This is a genomic window from Rhodoferax sp., from assembly GCF_028689295.1.
GTDB lineage: Bacteria > Pseudomonadota > Gammaproteobacteria > Burkholderiales > Burkholderiaceae_C > Rhodoferax.
Window position 1 is genome coordinate 115,010 of record NZ_JAQTWL010000002.1, and the last position, 15,330, is coordinate 130,339.

Below are 15,330 nucleotides of genomic sequence, written 5' to 3' on the forward strand. Positions count from 1 at the left end.
AATCCCACAAACCCAAGGAGCCCACCATGACCGATGCCAAACCCGCCTACAAGCGAATTTTGCTCAAATTGTCGGGTGAGGCACTGATGGGGGACGACCAGTTCGGCATCAACCGTGACACGATCGTGCGCATGGTCGATGAAATCGCTGGCGTGACGGCTCTGGGCGTGCAGGTGGCCGTGGTCATTGGCGGCGGCAACATATTCCGCGGCGTGGCCGGCGGCTCGGTCGGTATGGACCGGGCCACGGCCGATTACATGGGCATGCTGGCCACCGTCATGAATTCGCTGGCGCTGGGCGACACCATGAACAAGGCCGGCCTGACGGCGCGCGTGATGTCGGCCATCGCCATCGAACAGGTGGTGGAGCCCTATGTGCGCCCCAAGGCCCTGCAGTACCTTGAAGAGGGCAAGGTGGTGATTTTTGCCGCTGGCACCGGCAATCCGTTCTTTACCACCGACACCGCTGCCGCATTGCGCGGGGCCGAGATTGGTGCCGAGATCGTGCTCAAGGCCACCAAGGTAGATGGTGTTTACAGCGCCGATCCCAAAAAAGACCCCAACGCCACCCGATACAGCAAAATTTCGTTTGACAATGCCATGTCTCAAAATCTGGGCATCATGGATGCCACGGCTTTTGCCTTGTGCCGCGATCAGAAATTGCCGATCAAGGTGTTCTCCATTTTTAAACACGGTGCGCTGAAGCGCGTGGTGCTGGGCGAGGATGAGGGCACACTGGTTTACGCCTGATCCTGTCCGAATCCGCTGCTATTCAATCGTTTTTTATTTTGCACCCTGAGTGAGGAAAGACCCATGTCAGTCACCGAAATTAAAACCAATGCAGAAACCAAAATGGACCAGTCCATCGAGGCGTTCAAACACAATTTAACCAAGATCCGCACCGGTCGCGCCAACCCCGCCATTCTGGACACTGTGCACGTGGACTATTACGGCGCTCTGGTGCCGATCAGCCAAGTGGCCAATGTGTCGCTGCTCGATTCCCGCACCGTGAGCGTGCAACCCTGGGAAAAGGGCATGGGCGCCAAGATCGAGAAAGCCATTCGCGACAGCGACCTGGGTCTGAACCCTTCGTCCATGGGCGACCTGATCCGCGTGCCGATGCCGCCCATGTCGGAAGAGCGCCGCAAGGAGTTGACCAAGCTGGTGCGCAACGAGGGCGAGGGCGCCAAGATTGCCGTGCGCAACCTTCGCCGCGATGCCAATGAAGGCGTCAAGAAACTGGTCAAGGACAAGCTCGCCTCCGAAGATGAGCAGAAACGCTGCGAAACCGATATTCAAAAAGTGACCGACAAACACATCGGCGTAATCGATCAACTGGTGGCCGCAAAAGAACACGACATCATGGCGGTTTGACCGGCCATGACGAACAAGTCAACGCCCCACCACGTTGCCATCGTCATGGACGGCAACGGGCGCTGGGCCTCCAGGCGGTTTTTGCCCCGCATTGCGGGCCATAAGCAGGGGGTTGATTCGCTCAAGCGCTGTGCCCGGGCCTGCGATGCGCGCGGCATCAAGGTGCTCACCGTGTTTGCCTTTTCGTCTGAAAACTGGCAGCGCCCGCAAGAAGAAGTCTCGGGACTGATGGACCTGTTTGCCATGGCCTTGGGACGCGAGGTGCCCCAGCTCAAGAAGGATGGCGTGCAATTGCGTTTCATCGGCGAACGACAGGGCCTGTCGGCACGTGTGCAGAAGGGTATTGAGCAGGCTGAGGCCACCACCGCTGACAATCGCAGGCTGGTGTTGAATGTCTGTTTCAACTACGGCGGTCGCTGGGACATCGTTCAGGCCGCTGTGCGCGTGGCCGCCCAGGGATTGGCAATGACTGAGCAGAGCCTGAGCCAGATGATGGCGCTGGCGCATGTGCCCGACCCTGACCTGGTGATTCGCACCGGTGGCGAGCAGCGCATCAGCAACTTTTTGCTGTGGCAGTCGGCCTATTCAGAATTTTTCTTCTCCGACAAATTGTGGCCTGACTTTGACGAGGCCGAGCTCGACCTGGCCATTCAAACCTTTGGCCAACGCGATCGCCGCTTTGGCCGGGTCTCGGGCCAGAGTGAGGCCAATGCCTTGCCAACGACCCCCAACTGAGGTGCTGCCATGCTCAAGCAACGCGTGATCACGGCCCTTTTGTTGTTGTTGCTGCTGTTGCCAGCGCTTTTTTACCGTGATCCGGCGCCCTTCAATTTTCTGGCGCTGCTGTTCGTGGCCGCCGCCACTTGGGAGTGGGCGCGTTTGAATGCTTGGGCGATGCCAGCGAGCACACTGGCGGCGGCATTGATGGCTGTGATCTGCGCGCTGTTATGGTGGTCTGGCTGGCTGGCGCAGCCCTTGCCGCTGATCTGGCTTTTCGCCGGGGCCGCCTGGGTTCTGCTGGGCGGCTGGATTTTGCGCGCCGGCGTGCCCGCCTGGGGGCAACTCAATCGCAGTTTCCGCATGCTGGTCGGCCTGCTGGCGCTGGTCGTCACGTGGCTGGCGGTGGCGCAGGCGAGGCTGATCGGCACCAATTTCCTGCTCTCGATCTTTGCCCTGGTGTGGGCGGCCGACATTGGCGCTTATTTTGCAGGCCGCACTTGGGGCAGTCGCCTTATCAAGCGCAAACTGGCGGCGTCGATCAGCCCTGGCAAAAGCTGGGAAGGCGTCTTTGGCGGCATGGCGGTTGTGCTGTTGCTCGCCTGGGGTTGGACCCGTTTTGACCTCTGGGCGCAACCCGCGGTGCCCAGCTTTTACAACCACTTGGCTGGGCGCGGTACGGTGTTTGCCGTGATCGCCTGTTTGTTCCTGGCGGCCATGAGTGTGGTAGGCGACCTGATCGAGTCGTTGGTCAAACGAAGCGCCGGGGCCAAGGACAGCAGCAAGCTGCTGCCTGGTCACGGCGGCGTGCTGGACCGGGTGGATGCGATGCTGCCCACCTTGCCGCTGGCCATGATGCTTTACACCTTTTGAAAGTGACCATGTCTGCGCAAAGCGGTTCTAAAAAGCAACGGGTTGCGATTCTCGGTTCGACCGGCTCGATTGGTGTCAGCACGCTCGAAGTGCTGGCACTACACCCCAATCGGTTTGAAGTCTTTGCCCTGACAGCATCCACCCAGGTTGATAAATTGCTGCAGCAATGCGTGCAGTTCCGGCCCGCTTTTGCGGTGATGGCCACCTGCGAGCATGGCCAGGAACTGGCGCGCCGATGCAAGGCGCTGGGCTTGCCGACCCGGGTGTTGTGCGGCTCAGCCGAGATTACCGCCATGGCCCGTCACGAGCAGGTCGATGTGGTGATGGCGGCCATTGTGGGCGCTGCCGGGCTGGCCTCGTGCTTGGCTGCGGCACGTGCCGGCAAGCGTTTGTTGCTGGCCAACAAGGAAGCTCTGGTGGTCGGCGGCAACTACTTTTTGCAAGCCGTCGCATCGGGCGGCGCCAAGCTGTTGCCGATCGACAGTGAACATTCCGCGGTCTTCCAGTCCCTGCCTGACGATCAAGCCACATGGGCAGCGCAGATCGACAAAATCATCCTGACCGCCTCGGGCGGGCCGTTTCGGCAACGCGACCCAGCCAGCTTTGCCGACATCACGCCCGACCAAGCCTGCGCCCACCCCAACTGGGTCATGGGGCGCAAAATCTCGGTCGATTCGGCCACCATGATGAACAAGGCGCTGGAAGTGATTGAGGCGCACTACCTGTTTGGCGTGGCGCCGGGGCAAATCGAGGTGGTGATCCATCCGCAAAGCGTGATCCACTCGATGGTGCAATACCTCGACCATTCGGTCATTGCACAGCTTGGCACCCCCGATATGAAGGTGCCCATCGCCTATGGCCTGTCCTGGCCGCAGCGCATGGCCTCGGGCGCTGGTGCGCTTGATTTCCGGGCCATGGCGGGGTTGACGTTCGAGGCGCTTGATGCCAACGGCCACCGCGCGCGTTTTCCAGGCCTGGCGCTGGCTTGGTCGGTGCTGGCTGCGCCAGCGGGCACCACGGCGGTGCTCAATGCCGCCAACGAGGTGGCTGTGGCGGCTTTTCTGGGCAGCCAGATCCGCTTTGACCAGATGCACGCCGTCAATCTGGAAACCCTGAGCAGCGTGCAGCCTGCAGCGCCGGGGTCGCTGGAAGACCTGCTCGAACTCGATGCGCAGAGCCGTGACGCGGCTTGCCGCGTGGTGGCACGCTTGGCGCATTGACGGCCTGATCGCGCATGCTGACCTTCATCGCCTTCGTCGTCGCCATTGCGCTGCTGATTGCCGTCCATGAATTCGGCCACTACCGGGTGGCCGTTGCCTGTGGGGTCAAGGTGTTGCGTTTTTCCATTGGTTTTGGCAAGCCGCTGCTGCGCTGGCAGTCCAAAACGAGTGGCACCGAATATGTGCTGGCGCTGTTTCCGCTGGGCGGTTTTGTCAAGATGCTCGACGAGCGCGAAGCCCCGGTGGCGCCCGCCGAACGGCATCTGGCCTTCAACACCCAAAGCCTGGGGCGGCGCACGGCCATCGTGGCGGCCGGCCCGCTGGCCAACTTGTTGCTGGCGGTGCTGCTGTACAGCGTGGTCAACTGGACCGGTGTGCAACTTCCCGCAGCCGTGCTGGCACCGCCGGTGGCCGATTCCATCGCCAGCCAGGCCGGCTTGGTCGGCGGCGAGCGGGTGCTGCGCGCTGGTCTGGAAGGTGAAGCCGACTATGAGGTCAGGTCATTTGAAGACCTGCGCTGGCAATTGACCCGTGGCGCGCTGGAGGGGCAGGACGTCCGGCTCTGGGTGCAGGGCGACGCCTCCACCGAGCGCGAATTCCTGCTCAAGCTTTCGGGCATTGATACCAGGGATGCCGATGCCCGAATGTTCCAGAAAATTGGCCAGATCGGCCCGATGACGCGCCCCGTGCTCGGTGACATCCTGCCCGACTCGGCCGCCGCGCAAGCGGGCTTGTTGATGGGAGATGAAGTGACCCAGGTCGATGGCAAGCCGATCGTCGATGGCCAACAGTTGCGGCTGATGATTCGCCAGTCCGTGGTGGATCAGGTGGCACCGACCCAGCTCTGGGCCATTTTGCGTGCGGGCCGGCGCCTGCAGCTCAAGGTGACGCCACAGGTTGTGATCGAGCAAGACCGAGCCATTGGCCGCATCGGTGCCTATGTGGGGACACCGCCGGAGCAGGTTCTGGTGCGCTATGGCGCGTTCGATGGCAGTTGGCAGGCGCTCGTGAAAACCTGGGATGTCTCGACGTTGACGCTCAAGATGATGGGCAAGATGCTGATCGGCGAAGCCTCGGTAAAAAATATCAGCGGCCCCCTGACCATCGCCGACTACGCCGGCAAGTCTGCGGGTCTGGGGCTGACCCAGTACCTGATTTTTCTGGCGCTGATCAGCGTCAGCCTGGGCGTTTTGAATTTGCTGCCCTTGCCGGTTCTGGATGGTGGACACCTGATGTATTATCTTTGGGAGGGTGTCACAGGTCGGCCTGTTTCAGATGCCTGGATGGAACGCCTGCAGCAAGGCGGCGTTGCCATTCTGGTGCTCATGATGTCGATTGCTCTTTTCAACGACATTTCCCGCTTGTTCGGTTGATCTTTGGTTACATGGCTGGCGGCTATCATTTTTTGAATTTTTAATATGCATCTCAATCGTTTTCGCCTCAAAACCCTCTCTGCTTTTGCGGCGCTGGTGCTCGTTGCCCAATCGTCTTGGGCCGTCAGTCCTTTTACGGTGCGCGATATCCGGATCGAAGGTCTTCAGCGGGTCGAACCGGGCACTGTTTTTGTCTCCCTGCCGGTGCGGGTCGGCGACACCTACAGCGATGACAAGGGCACCGCCGCCATCCAGAGCCTGTTTGCGCTGGGCCTGTTCAAGGACGTGCGCATCGAAGTGATCGGCGATGTGTTGGTGGTGGTGGTGGAGGAGCGACCCACCGTGGCCAATGTGGAGTTCGTCGGCACCAAGGAGTTTGACAAGGATGTGCTGGTCAAGTCCTTGCGTGATGTCGGTCTGGCGGACGGCCGCCCTTTTGACAAGGCCCAACTTGATCGTGCCGAGCAGGAGCTCAAGCGCCAGTACATCAATCGCAGTCTGTATGCCGCCCAGGTGGTGACCACGGTAACGCCAATTGAGCGCAACCGGGTCAATCTGACCTTTACTGTGGTTGAAGGTGAGCCGGCCAATATCAGCGAGATCCGCATCGTTGGCAGCAAGGCGTTTTCCGAATCCACCCTGCGCGGCTTGTTCGATCTGGATACCGGCGGCTGGTTGAGCTGGTACACAAAGTCCAACCGCTATTCGCGCGCCAAGCTCAACGCCGACCTGGAGACGCTGCGCTCCTATTACCTGACGCGCGGTTACCTGGAATTCAAGGTGGACTCGACGCAGGTGGCAATCCTGCCCAACAAGACCGACATCGGCATCAATATCAACATCACCGAGGGCGAACGCTATGTGGTTAGCAGCGTCAAGCTGGCCGGTGAATACCTGGGCAAGGAAGAAGAGTTCAAGTCGCTGGTGGTGATTCGTCCGGGGCAAGCCTTCAACGCCGACGATGTCGCCAAGACCACCAAGGCGTTCACCGACTATTTCGGCAACTTTGGCTACGCCTTTGCGCGCGTCGAGGCAAGGCCCGAGATTGACCGCATCAACAACCGCGTGGCCCTTGTGCTGCAGGCCAACCCGTCGCGCCGCGCCTATGTGCGCAAGATCAACGTGGCGGGCAACACCCGCACCCGCGATGTGGTGGTACGCCGCGAATTTCGCCAGTTGGAGGCGTCATGGTACGACGCTGAAAAGATACGCCTGTCTCGCGACCGGGTGGACCGTCTGGGCTACTTTGGTGAAGTTGCCGTTGAAACTCAAGAGGTTCCCGGCACCCCGGATCAGGTTGACCTGACCATCAATGTGACTGAAAAGCCCACCGGTAGCCTGAGTTTGGGCGCTGGCTATTCAAGTGGTGATGGTCTGGGCTTGTCGTTCGGCCTGAAACAGGAGAATGCGTTCGGTTCTGGCAACTCGCTGGGCATTCAGGTCAACACCAGCAAGATCAATCGGGTGATGGTGCTCAATACCACCGACCCCTATTTCACCGAAGATGGCGTGTCCCGTACCCTTGACCTTTATTACCGGACCAGCCGTCCCTACCAGGATCAGGACTATTACGAGTTGGTGACCGCTGGCGCCGGAATCCGTTTTGGCGTGCCCTTCTCTGAAACTGACACCGTATTTTTTGGATTGGGGATTGAAAATACGGAAATTGTGGAGGGGCTATCGTTACCCCAATCATACAAGGCGTTTGTCGAAGAATATGGCACTCCCACTTTAGCGGTGCCGCTGACGGTGGGTTGGTCGCGTGACAGTCGCGACAGTGCGCTGGCCCCTAACAGTGGACGTTTTCAACGCGTCAATGCCGAGTGGTCTTTTGCTGGTGATGTCAGGTATCTGCGCGCCACCTACCAGTTTCAGCAGTATGTGCCTCTAAGCAAGCAGTTCACCGCGGCAATGAATGCCGAAATTGGACTTGGCGCCTCCGGCAGCGACAAAACCTTCCCGGTATTCAAGAATTTCTTTGGCGGTGGCTTGGGATCTGTTCGTGGTTTTGAGCAGGGCAGCCTGGGACCAGTGGATGTCAATGGCACTAATGTCGGCGGCACCAGCAAGATCAATCTCAACATGGAACTTCTGGCGCCGTTTCCCGGGGTTGGCAACGACCGTACTTTGCGCCTGTATGGATTTTGGGATATCGGCATGGTGAGGGGACCAGATCAGGACTTACCCATTATTAATGCCAATGCCAATGAATTGCGCTCGTCGGTGGGCTTCGGCATCAGCTGGATTTCACCGGTTGGACCGCTGCGTCTGGCGTTTTCCAAACCGTTACGGAAGTTTGATAACGATAGAATTCAGAATATGCAATTTCAGATTGGGACAAGTTTCTAATGAATCATTTTTTACGTCATATTTGTGCATTGACTTTTTGTGGCCTGGCCGTTGTGTCAGTGCAAGCGCAGGAATTGCGCATGGGCTTTGTCAGCACCGACCGGGTACTCAAAGAGGCTGGTACTGCCAAGGCCGCGCAGGCCAAGCTCGAGCAGGAGTTTTCCAAGCGCGAAAAAGAGCTGGTCGATCAAAAGGCCAACATTAAGTCTTTGGCCGACAAGTTTGAGCGCGAGGCACCCACCTTGCCCGAAACCCAGCGCCAGACACGTCAAAAACAACTGCTGGAGCAGGATCGCGATTTTCAGCGCAAGAGCCGCGAATTTCAGGAAGACCTGAACGCCCGCAAGAATGAAGAACTGCAATTGGTGATTCAGCGTGCCAACAAAGTCATCAAGGACATCGCGGTGGCCGAAAAATACGACTTCATCTTTCAGGATGCGGTGTATGTCAACCCCAAGCATGACATGACTGACAAGGTCATCAAGGCGCTCAATAGCGCGCCAGCCAAATAAACCGCCCTTAAAGGCTCGATGCCTGTGACCCTGCGTTTAGGATCTTTTGTTGATGCGCTGGGCGGCGAACTGCATGGCGATGCGAATCTGTTGATCAAGGGCCTGGCTCCTCTGGAAAACGCCGTCCCCGGGCAGTTGAGCTTTCTCAGCCAGACCAGGTTCCTGAAGCAGTTGGCTGCCTGCCAGGCTTCCTGTGTAATCGTCAGCCCGCAGTTCGCGCAGCAGGCGCGTGCGCGCGGCGCCTGCATCATCACGGATCAGCCCTATCTGTACTATGCCCGCGTTACCCAGCTCTGGAAAAGGAACCTGCCTGCGGTTGTCAGACCATTGATTCATCCCAGCGCCGTGATTGACCCCCAGGCCCTTCTTCACCCCAGCGCGCGCATCGGCGCGCTGTGCGTGATCGAGGCGGGTGCCCAAGTGGGCGCCGAAACAGAACTCAAGTCACGCGTCACGCTGGGCGAGCGCTGCGTGGTGGGGGAACGCTGCCTCATTCACCCGGGCGTGGTGATCGGGGCCGACGGCTTTGGCTTTGCCCCCAACGCCGGCGCATGGGAAAAAATAGAGCAACTCGGGGCCGTGCGCATCGGCAACGATGTTGAGATTGGTGCCAACACCTGCATTGACCGCGGTGCTCTGCAGGACACGGTGATTGAAGACGGCGTGAAGCTCGACAATCTGATCCAGATTGCCCACAACGTGCACATTGGCCGACACACCGCCATGGCTGGCTGTGCCGGCGTGGCAGGCAGTGCCACCATTGGCGCCCATTGCACGGTGGGCGGCAGTGCCAATGTGCTGGGCCATTTGACGCTGGCCGATGGCGTGAATATTTCTGCGGGTTCCATGGTGATGCGCTCCATCACCAAGCCGGGTCACTATACCGGCATTTTTCCGATCGACGACAACGCGTCCTGGGAAAAGAATGCGGCAGCGCTCAAACAACTGGCCAACCTGCGTGAGCGCCTGCGTGCGCTCGAGACGCAGCTCAAATCCGGACAAAATTCAAACTAAGGACATTCCCCGATGGATATTCACAAAATTCTCACCAAGCTGCCGCACCGCTACCCGTTTTTGCTGGTCGACCGGGTGCTCGAAATCGACAAGGGCAAGACCATCAAGGCGCTGAAGAATGTCACCATCAACGAGCCCTTTTTTCAGGGCCATTTCCCTTACCGGCCGGTGATGCCGGGCGTGCTGATGCTTGAAGCCTTGGCCCAGGCGTCCGCCTTGCTGGCTTTCGATGCCATGGACTCCGGCGCCACCGAGGACAAGGTCTATTACTTTGCCGGCATGGAAGGAGTGCGCTTCAAGCGGCCGGTCGAGCCCGGCGACCAGTTGATCCTGGAAGCAACGCTTTTGCGCATGAAATCCGGCATTTTCAAGTTCCAGACGCGCGCTTTGGTCGATGGCGTGATCGCCGTGGAGGCTGAACTCACCTGCGCTTTCCGCAAGATCGTCTGAGGGTGCTGCCTTGACTGCCATTCATCCCACCGCCATCATCGACCCGGCGGCCGAGCTGGACAGCACGGTGACGGTCGGGCCCTATACCGTCATCGGTCCGCACGTCAAAATTGGTGCTGGCACCACCGTGGGCCCGCACTGCGTGCTCGAAGGCCACACCACCATTGGACGCGACAACCGCATTTTCCAGTTTGCCTCGCTCGGGGCAATTCCCCAGGACAAAAAGTACGCCGGCGAGCCCTGCGAACTGGTTATCGGCGAGCGCAACACCATTCGCGAGTTTTGCACTTTCAACATCGGCTCGCCGGCCGATGTGGGCGTGACCCGGGTGGGTGATGACAACTGGCTGATGGCCTATGTGCATCTGGCGCATGACTGCCAGGTCGGCAGCAATACCATCTTTGCCAACAACTCGACCCTGGCCGGCCACGTGCATGTGGGTGATTGGGCCATTCTGGCCGGCTTTACCATGGTGCACCAGTTCGTCAGGATCGGCGCCCACAGCATGACGGCCATTTGCTCGGTGCTGCTGGCCGACCTGCCACCGTTTGTCATGTGCCAGGGGCAACCGGCGGTGGCGCGCTCGATGAACTTTGAGGGCTTGCGCCGGCGCGGTTTTTCGCCCGAGCGCATTAGTGTCGTCAAAGCCATGCACAAGGCCTTGTACCGGCGTGACCTGACACTGCAAGCCGCCCAGGAGAGCATCGCCGATTTGAGACAAGCGCACGCGGAATCAGAGCCGGATGTGCAGATGATGCTCTCGTTCCTGGCTCAGACATCGCCCCAGCGCGGCATCGTGCGCTGAGCCTTGTCCTGCGCCATGCAAGCCGCCCTGGTCGCTGGTGAAACGTCTGGCGACCTGCTCGCAGGCTTGCTGCTTGATGGCCTGAAGTTGCGCTGGCCCGGATTGCAATCGGTTGGCATTGGCGGCCCGCAGATGGCACAGCGTGGGTTTGAGGCCTGGTGGCCGCACGACAAGCTGGCGGTGCACGGGTTCAGCTGGGAGGTGCTGCGCCGTTACCGCGAGATTCTCGGGATACGCAATCAGCTCAAGGCACGTCTGCTGCAGCATCGCCCGGATGTTTTCATTGGTGTGGACGCGCCTGATTTCAATCTGGACCTTGAAGCCGCTTTGCGGGCCCAGGGCATCAAGACCGTGCATTTCGTCTGCCCGTCCATCTGGGCCTGGCGGCCCGAGCGGGTTGAGAAGATCAGGCGCAGTGCCGACCATGTGCTGTGTATTTTTCCGTTCGAGCCGGCCCTGCTCGCAGCCCATGGCGTTGCCGCCAGCTACGTCGGCCATCCACTGGCCAGCGTGATTCCGATGCAACCCGACCAAGCGGCGGCGCGCGCCACGTTGGGGCTGGCCGGGCAGGACGCGGTGGTGGCCCTGCTGCCGGGCAGCCGAGCATCTGAAATTGCCTATTTGGCCGGTCACTTTTTTCAGGCGGCCAAGCTGATCCGGCAAGCCCGGCCGGCAACCAAATTCATCGTGCCCGTGGTGGCTGACCGCCAGGCCCAGGTCACTGCGGTGCTCGCGGCCAGCGGCATGAACGACCAAGTGCAACTGGTCATGGGCCAGTCTCACTCAGTGCTCGCAGCCTGCGATGTCACCCTGATCGCCAGCGGCACCGCCACCTTGGAGGCAGCGCTGTTCAAGCGCCCGATGGTGATCGCCTACCGCATGGGCGCACTCTCCTGGTTGCTCATGCGGCGCAAACGGCTGCAGCCCTGGGTCGGATTGCCCAATATCCTGTGCCGTGATTTTGTCGTGCCTGAACTTCTGCAGGAGGCCGCCACGCCGGTCGCGCTGGCACAGGAAGTTTTATGCTGGCTCGACGCCAAGACCCATGCGCCTGAGAAAATACGCGCCCTTGAACAACGCTTTGGCGCGCTGCACGTCGAGTTGCAACGCGACACACCACAACTTGCTGCCCATGCCATCGCGCAACTCCTTTCCAACTAAATCTGGCGCTGGCAAATTGGCTGAGCTGCGTGCAGCGCCTCCCGCCGGGCGGCGCGCCCATCCGCCAGCCAGCATGCAACAGATCGCCCTGCAATGGGGCGTGAACTGCCTGATTGCCGGTGTGGACGAGGTGGGTCGTGGTCCGCTGGCCGGTCCGGTGGTGGCCGCTGCCGTGATTCTGGATGACCTGCAGCCGATCAAGGGTCTGGGCGACTCCAAAAAACTCACGGCCCGCAAGCGCGAGCTTTTGTTCGAAGAAATCCGTGCCAAGGCGCTGTGCTTTGCCGTGGCGCAAGCCAGCGTGCAGGAGATCGATGCACTCAACATTTTGCAGGCCACCCTACTGGCGATGCGCCGTGCGGTGGAAGGCTTGCGCCTGAGCCCGAAGCTGGTGCTGGTCGATGGCAACCGCCTGCCGGTGTTGCCCGTGCGCGCCGAAGCCATCGTCAAGGGCGACGCGCTGGTGGCAGCGATTTCGGCCGCATCGATTCTGGCCAAGGTCACGCGTGACCGCTGGTGCGTCGAATTCGACCTACAGTATCCCCAATATGGTTTTGCCCAGCACAAAGGCTACGGCACGGCATTGCATCTGGCGGCCCTGCAAGCGCACGGTGCCTGTCCATTGCACCGCACCAGCTTCAGGCCAGTGAACGAGACCTTGAGGGGAGCGAAGCCATGACGACGCCCGAGGTACTGCACATCAACTCCCGGGATAACGCCCTTGTCAAAGACCTCAAGCGGCTCGCGCATGGCTCCACCGACTACCGCAAGCAACAGCGCATCTGGGCCGAGGGCGACCACCTGGTGCGCGCCGCCCTGGGTCGAGGTGTGCAACCCGTCCTGGGCATCTTTGCGGCGTCCTATTGGCCTTTGGCCGCCGCCTCCTATACCCGTTCAGCCTTGAAAAATGTCGTCATTTCAGATGACCTGTTTGACGCCATCAGCTCGCTGGAGTCGCCAGCCCGCATGGGTTTCGTCTTCGACCTGGCGCCGGCACCAGCGCTCCAGCCGGGGGTTGCCAGCGTGATTCTGGACCGGGTGCAGGATGCCGGCAATGTTGGCTCGATCCTGCGAAGCGCTTCTGCCTTTGGCTTCAAGCAGATCATCGCCCTCAAAGGCACGGCAGCGCTATGGTCGCCAAAGGTTTTGCGCGCCGGCATGGGCGCGCACTGGGGGCTGCAACTGATCGAGGGCGCTGAACTCGGCCCGCTCACGGCGCTCACCGTGCCACTGCTGGTGACCAGTTCGCATCGTGGCAGCTATTTACACCATGCTCTCTTGAATCAGGAACTGCCGTGGCCCTGTGCATGGGCCTTGGGCCACGAAGGGCAGGGCGTTTGTGCGGAACTGGAGGCGCGCGCCACCGGCCATGTGCGCATTGCCCAACCCGGCGGCGAAGAGTCGCTCAACGTCGGCGCCGCCGCTGCCATTTGTCTGCATGCCAGTGCCACCGCAGGCCTGTCCAAGGGTTGTCCCTAGGCTATAATTCGGGTCAATTTCGCACCCGCGTACGCTCACCGCAGCGGCCCAGCCCCATCCCAGTCAGCAGTCGCTTCAGGAAGCCATTCCTGTGTGTTTGGGCGTACCCGTAACCATTTCGGAGAACCCAGTGCTTTTGTCTCTCAAGGGAAATACCCCACCGGCCATATTGGCGCTCGCAGACGGCACGGTCTATCTTGGCAATTCCATCGGGGCCACGGGTTCCACGGTCGGCGAGGTGGTGTTCAACACCTCGATGACCGGCTATCAGGAAATCCTGACCGACCCCAGCTATTGTCAGCAAATTGTCACTCTCACTTATCCGCACATTGGCAACTATGGTGTCAATGTGCAGGATGTGGAATCTGACCGCGTTCACGCCGCTGGGCTGATCATCAAGGACCTGCCACTGCTGGCCTCCAACTTTCGTTCCACACAGTCGCTCGATGCCTACCTGCGCGAAACAGGCACGGTCGCCATCGCCAATATCGACACACGCCAACTGACGCGCCAACTGCGCACCGAGGGCGCACAAAACGGCTGCATTCTGGCGCTGGCAGACGGCGAAGTTGCCACCCCGGCGGCCATCGACTGTGCCATTGCGCTGGCCAGGGCGGCACCCAGCATGGCTGGCCTGGATCTAGCCAAAGTGGTGAGCGCCAAGATCGGTTATTGCTGGACGCAAACCGAATGGGCGCTGTTCAACCCGGAGCTCGGTGATCAGCCCGGTTTTGGCGAGCAGACCGCACCTCGTTTCCATGTCGTGGCATACGACTTCGGGGTCAAGAAAAATATCCTGCGCATGTTGGCCGAGCGCGGCTGCCGGGTCACCGTGGTGCCGGCGCAAACCTCGGCGGCCGATGTCTTGGCGCAGCAGCCCGACGGCATATTTTTGAGCAATGGCCCGGGTGACCCAGAACCATGCGATTACGCCATTGCCGCAGTTGCCAAACTGATCGACAGCGGAATTCCGACCTTCGGCATTTGCCTGGGGCACCAGATCATGGCGCTGGCCTCTGGTGCCAAGACCTTCAAGATGAAATTTGGCCACCATGGCGCCAACCACCCAGTGAAAGACCTCAACACCGGACGCGTCAGCATCACCAGCCAGAACCACGGTTTTGCGGTCGATGAAAGAACCCTGCCTGCCAACCTGCGCGCCACCCACATCAGCCTGTTCGACGGCACGCTGCAAGGCTTGACGCGCACTGACCAACCTGCGTTCTGTTTTCAGGGGCATCCGGAAGCCTCGCCCGGTCCGCATGACATTGGCTACCTGTTCGATCGCTTCGTGTCGGCCATGGAGTCGCGCGGATGAGCTTTTATGGCGTAACCGATATCTGGACCTACGTGATTGGCGCCTTTGGCATCATTTTGCTGCCCGGTCCCAATTCGCTGTATGTCCTGTCGGTGGCGACTGCGCGGGGAGTGCGCGCCGGTTTTCAAGGCGCTTACGGCGTGTTTGTCGGGGACACCATTTTGCTGCTGTGTACCGCGCTGGGCGCGGCCGGTGTGCTACGCACCTACCCGGCCATGTTCATGGTGGTCAAGTATGTTGGCGCCGCCTATCTGGCTTGGGTGGGTTTCAATTTGCTGCGCGCGGCACTTGTCGGTTTGCGTTCGCAGTCCGATGCGCTGGCAAGCGTTTCTGGTGCAACGGTCCCTCTCGGGTCCAGCGCGGCAACCGACGCCGCCCATTTACAGCGGCCGTTTCGCCGCGCCCTGGTGATCAGCCTGCTCAATCCGAAAGCCATTCTGTTTTTGCTGTCGTTCTTTGTGCAGTTCATCGATACCAGCTATGCCCATCCCGAAGTGCCGTTCCTGATTTTGAGCGCCATCCTGATGACTTTTAGCGCACTGTATCTGTCGGTGCTGATCGTCACTGGGGCCAAATTGGCGCAAGGCTTTGCCCAGCGCAAAAAGCTGTCGGCCGGGCTGTCGAGCCTGGTCGGCGGCCTGTTTTTGTGGTTCGGGGCCAAACTTGCTACCGCCAACCTGAATTGA

General features: G+C 60.3%; 16 protein-coding genes. All 16 read left to right on the forward strand.

Annotated elements, in window-relative coordinates:
• Window positions 1-26: 26 nt before the first annotated feature.
• The gene (gene pyrH / locus PHF15_RS02855; RefSeq protein WP_300118810.1) at window positions 27-749 is read left to right on the forward strand and encodes a UMP kinase; all 723 of its coding nucleotides are present in this window, start codon (window positions 27-29) and stop codon (window positions 747-749) included.
• Between the two features lie 63 nt (window positions 750-812).
• Window positions 813-1,373, forward strand: coding sequence for a ribosome recycling factor (gene frr / locus PHF15_RS02860; RefSeq protein ID WP_300118812.1), 561 nt, complete (start codon window positions 813-815; stop codon window positions 1,371-1,373).
• Between the two features lie 6 nt (window positions 1,374-1,379).
• Window positions 1,380-2,108, forward strand: a complete 729-nt coding sequence (uppS, locus tag PHF15_RS02865; RefSeq protein WP_300118813.1) for a polyprenyl diphosphate synthase — start codon at window positions 1,380-1,382, stop codon at window positions 2,106-2,108.
• A gap of 9 nt (window positions 2,109-2,117) precedes the next feature.
• Window positions 2,118-2,963 (forward strand): phosphatidate cytidylyltransferase, encoded by an 846-nt coding sequence (locus PHF15_RS02870; protein ID WP_300118814.1) that lies wholly within the window; start codon window positions 2,118-2,120, stop codon window positions 2,961-2,963.
• A gap of 8 nt (window positions 2,964-2,971) precedes the next feature.
• On the forward strand, window positions 2,972-4,183 hold the full coding sequence (gene dxr, locus PHF15_RS02875; protein ID WP_300118815.1) for a 1-deoxy-D-xylulose-5-phosphate reductoisomerase: 1,212 nt from the start codon (window positions 2,972-2,974) through the stop codon (window positions 4,181-4,183).
• Window positions 4,184-4,197: 14 nt separating this feature from the next.
• Window positions 4,198-5,556: an RIP metalloprotease RseP gene (gene rseP / locus PHF15_RS02880; protein ID WP_300118816.1), complete on the forward strand. Its 1,359-nt coding sequence runs from the start codon at window positions 4,198-4,200 to the stop codon at window positions 5,554-5,556.
• 45 nt (window positions 5,557-5,601) lie between these two features.
• Window positions 5,602-7,905 carry an outer membrane protein assembly factor BamA gene (gene bamA / locus PHF15_RS02885; protein WP_300118817.1) on the forward strand — a complete coding sequence of 768 codons (2,304 nt, stop codon included), beginning with the start codon at window positions 5,602-5,604 and terminating at the stop codon, window positions 7,903-7,905.
• Window positions 7,905-8,417, forward strand: coding sequence for an OmpH family outer membrane protein (locus tag PHF15_RS02890; protein ID WP_300118818.1), 513 nt, complete (start codon window positions 7,905-7,907; stop codon window positions 8,415-8,417). Before bamA ends, PHF15_RS02890 begins: the two co-directional genes overlap by 1 nt.
• Window positions 8,418-8,441: 24 nt before the next feature.
• Entirely contained in the window at window positions 8,442-9,431 is a 990-nt protein-coding gene (gene lpxD / locus PHF15_RS02895; RefSeq protein WP_300118819.1) for a UDP-3-O-(3-hydroxymyristoyl)glucosamine N-acyltransferase, read from the forward strand.
• Window positions 9,432-9,443: 12 nt separating this feature from the next.
• Window positions 9,444-9,881 carry a 3-hydroxyacyl-ACP dehydratase FabZ gene (gene fabZ / locus PHF15_RS02900; RefSeq protein WP_300118820.1) on the forward strand — a complete coding sequence of 146 codons (438 nt, stop codon included), beginning with the start codon at window positions 9,444-9,446 and terminating at the stop codon, window positions 9,879-9,881.
• Window positions 9,882-9,891: 10 nt separating this feature from the next.
• Window positions 9,892-10,686 carry an acyl-ACP--UDP-N-acetylglucosamine O-acyltransferase gene (gene lpxA, locus PHF15_RS02905; RefSeq protein ID WP_300118821.1) on the forward strand — a complete coding sequence of 265 codons (795 nt, stop codon included), beginning with the start codon at window positions 9,892-9,894 and terminating at the stop codon, window positions 10,684-10,686.
• A gap of 15 nt (window positions 10,687-10,701) precedes the next feature.
• Entirely contained in the window at window positions 10,702-11,847 is a 1,146-nt protein-coding gene (gene lpxB, locus PHF15_RS02910; protein ID WP_300118822.1) for a lipid-A-disaccharide synthase, read from the forward strand.
• 73 nt (window positions 11,848-11,920) lie between these two features.
• Complete coding sequence (gene rnhB / locus PHF15_RS02915) at window positions 11,921-12,526, forward strand: ribonuclease HII (protein ID WP_300119089.1); 606 nt, start codon at window positions 11,921-11,923, stop codon at window positions 12,524-12,526.
• On the forward strand, window positions 12,523-13,326 hold the full coding sequence (locus PHF15_RS02920; RefSeq protein WP_300118823.1) for an RNA methyltransferase: 804 nt from the start codon (window positions 12,523-12,525) through the stop codon (window positions 13,324-13,326). The genes rnhB and PHF15_RS02920 overlap by 4 nt, the downstream gene beginning before the upstream one ends.
• A gap of 130 nt (window positions 13,327-13,456) precedes the next feature.
• Entirely contained in the window at window positions 13,457-14,644 is a 1,188-nt protein-coding gene (carA, locus tag PHF15_RS02925) for a glutamine-hydrolyzing carbamoyl-phosphate synthase small subunit (protein ID WP_300118825.1), read from the forward strand.
• Window positions 14,641-15,330: a leucine efflux protein LeuE gene (leuE, locus tag PHF15_RS02930; protein WP_300118827.1), complete on the forward strand. Its 690-nt coding sequence runs from the start codon at window positions 14,641-14,643 to the stop codon at window positions 15,328-15,330. The genes carA and leuE overlap by 4 nt, the downstream gene beginning before the upstream one ends.

Excerpts from the sequence above, each read along its gene's own strand:
- PHF15_RS02870 (WP_300118814.1), top strand. The coding sequence starts at position 2,118 with ATGCTCAAGCAACGCGTGATCACGGCCCTTTTGTTGTTGTTGCTGCTG.
- dxr (WP_300118815.1), top strand. The coding sequence starts at position 2,972 with ATGTCTGCGCAAAGCGGTTCTAAAAAGCAACGGGTTGCGATTCTCGGT.
- bamA (WP_300118817.1), top strand. The coding sequence starts at position 5,602 with ATGCATCTCAATCGTTTTCGCCTCAAAACCCTCTCTGCTTTTGCGGCG.
- PHF15_RS02890 (WP_300118818.1), top strand. The coding sequence starts at position 7,905 with ATGAATCATTTTTTACGTCATATTTGTGCATTGACTTTTTGTGGCCTG.
- frr (WP_300118812.1), top strand. The coding sequence starts at position 813 with ATGTCAGTCACCGAAATTAAAACCAATGCAGAAACCAAAATGGACCAG.
- rnhB (WP_300119089.1), top strand. The coding sequence starts at position 11,921 with ATGCAACAGATCGCCCTGCAATGGGGCGTGAACTGCCTGATTGCCGGT.
- rseP (WP_300118816.1), top strand. The coding sequence starts at position 4,198 with ATGCTGACCTTCATCGCCTTCGTCGTCGCCATTGCGCTGCTGATTGCC.
- uppS (WP_300118813.1), top strand. The coding sequence starts at position 1,380 with ATGACGAACAAGTCAACGCCCCACCACGTTGCCATCGTCATGGACGGC.
- lpxB (WP_300118822.1), top strand. The coding sequence starts at position 10,702 with ATGCAAGCCGCCCTGGTCGCTGGTGAAACGTCTGGCGACCTGCTCGCA.
- pyrH (WP_300118810.1), top strand. The coding sequence starts at position 27 with ATGACCGATGCCAAACCCGCCTACAAGCGAATTTTGCTCAAATTGTCG.
- leuE (WP_300118827.1), top strand. The coding sequence starts at position 14,641 with ATGAGCTTTTATGGCGTAACCGATATCTGGACCTACGTGATTGGCGCC.
- PHF15_RS02920 (WP_300118823.1), top strand. The coding sequence starts at position 12,523 with ATGACGACGCCCGAGGTACTGCACATCAACTCCCGGGATAACGCCCTT.
- fabZ (WP_300118820.1), top strand. The coding sequence starts at position 9,444 with ATGGATATTCACAAAATTCTCACCAAGCTGCCGCACCGCTACCCGTTT.